General features: G+C 38.3%; 2 protein-coding genes and 1 pseudogene. All 3 read left to right on the top strand.

Annotation, left to right across the window (positions count from 1 at the left end; translation table 11 throughout):
* Positions 1 to 142 precede the first annotated feature (142 nt).
* A pseudogene (locus BLW10_RS13585) lies at positions 143 to 412 on the top strand (putative nucleotidyltransferase substrate binding domain-containing protein); the annotation flags it as partial.
* 257 nt (positions 413 to 669) lie between these two features.
* Positions 670 to 951 (top strand): hypothetical protein, encoded by a 282-nt coding sequence (locus tag BLW10_RS13580; protein WP_091335593.1) that lies wholly within the window; start codon positions 670 to 672, stop codon positions 949 to 951.
* 118 nt (positions 952 to 1,069) lie between these two features.
* A partial coding sequence (locus BLW10_RS13575; protein WP_143116984.1) for a transposase occupies positions 1,070 to 1,254 on the top strand: 185 nt, incomplete at its 3' end.

Below are 1,254 nucleotides of genomic sequence, written 5' to 3'. Positions count from 1 at the left end.
TAGTTTTGTTCGGTCTTTAGAAGATCTTAAAGACATTATTGCAAAATCATGGCGAAATCTTAGCTATAAATTAAGTTTTGCTCAATCTTGGATTGAGCAATTTATTCCCTGGATTCTTATAGAGACTTAAGCAATTAACTATAATACGAATGAGCGGTTACAAACCGCCGCCGAGCGTGGGGCATTGAGTCGGGATGGCGCGGCAAATTTAATGGATGCGCTCGAATTGGTTGCAACATTGCGGATGCGGCATCAAGCTGAACAATTACGTCATGGTGAGCCGCCGGATAATTTTCTAGCGCCAGATGCGCTTTCACCATTGGAGCGCGGGCATTTAAAAGAAGCCTTTGTGTTAATCAATACGATGCAGGAATCACTCGGTCAGCGGTATCAGACTGGGCGGTTTGCGTGATGGCTTTGTTACGTCTTTTTGCCGCTGAAAGCGCGGAATGCGCAGAAAAATCTTTTTCTCGTGATGAAGCTGGGGCTTCGTGACCAGAGGAAAATTCCAAACATTCCGCCCCAACCCACACCACCACGCTGGCCGCTGCTGACCGAGGACTTTCCCCATGTCATCATCCACACCGTTCGCGGGACTTGATATAGAACCAATATCGGGTTAGATTTCGGTTAGTACAACTCTATTGAGTATAAAACTTAGGATTTAATATGGCTAACTTAACTTTGAAAGAAAAATTAAAAAAGCAGAATATGAGCTTGTTAATTAATTTAATGCTTGTAAATGCAAAAAATTTAAGCATGGAAAATTTAGCAAGTGAAATTTACGAAAGCGCTTTACCACCAAATCAAACTAATGCATCAAATCAAACTAATGCAAATGATGATGTACAAAAAAAGAATATTGAAAATTATCTGAAAGGAAACAATTTCCCTCAAAGTAAACAGCTAACAAAAATATTAAATTATTTTAATAAAAAATATAATTTATAGTTAATTGCTTAAGTCTCTATAAGAGGCTGTCTAAAAACTAAACTATTGATTTTAAAGTAGATTTTTTCGAGAATATGGCAAATTTTGCGAGTTAATTAACCCCACTCATATCGTGAATATGACTTCAGAAAAAAACTCTTCGCCAAAATATCCAAGCGATATCTCCGATGAAGAATGGGAGATTGTCGAAAAAATCTTCGAAGAACTTGAGCCTTATACAACAGGCCGCCCAAGATCAAGTGATCTACGCGAAATCTTGAATGCTATCTTTTATTTAAACAAAACAGGTTGTCCGTGGCGTTA

Source organism: Allochromatium warmingii, from assembly GCF_900107145.1.
Classification (GTDB): Bacteria; Pseudomonadota; Gammaproteobacteria; order Chromatiales; family Chromatiaceae; genus Thermochromatium; species Thermochromatium warmingii.
The sequence above is the reverse complement of the archived record's forward strand: the minus strand, read 5'-3'. Positions and strand labels throughout refer to the sequence as shown.

What these genes read in the sequence shown, in the direction of transcription:
- BLW10_RS13580 (WP_091335593.1), top strand. Translation starts at nt 670, where the DNA reads ATGGCTAACTTAACTTTGAAAGAAAAATTAAAAAAGCAGAATATGAGC.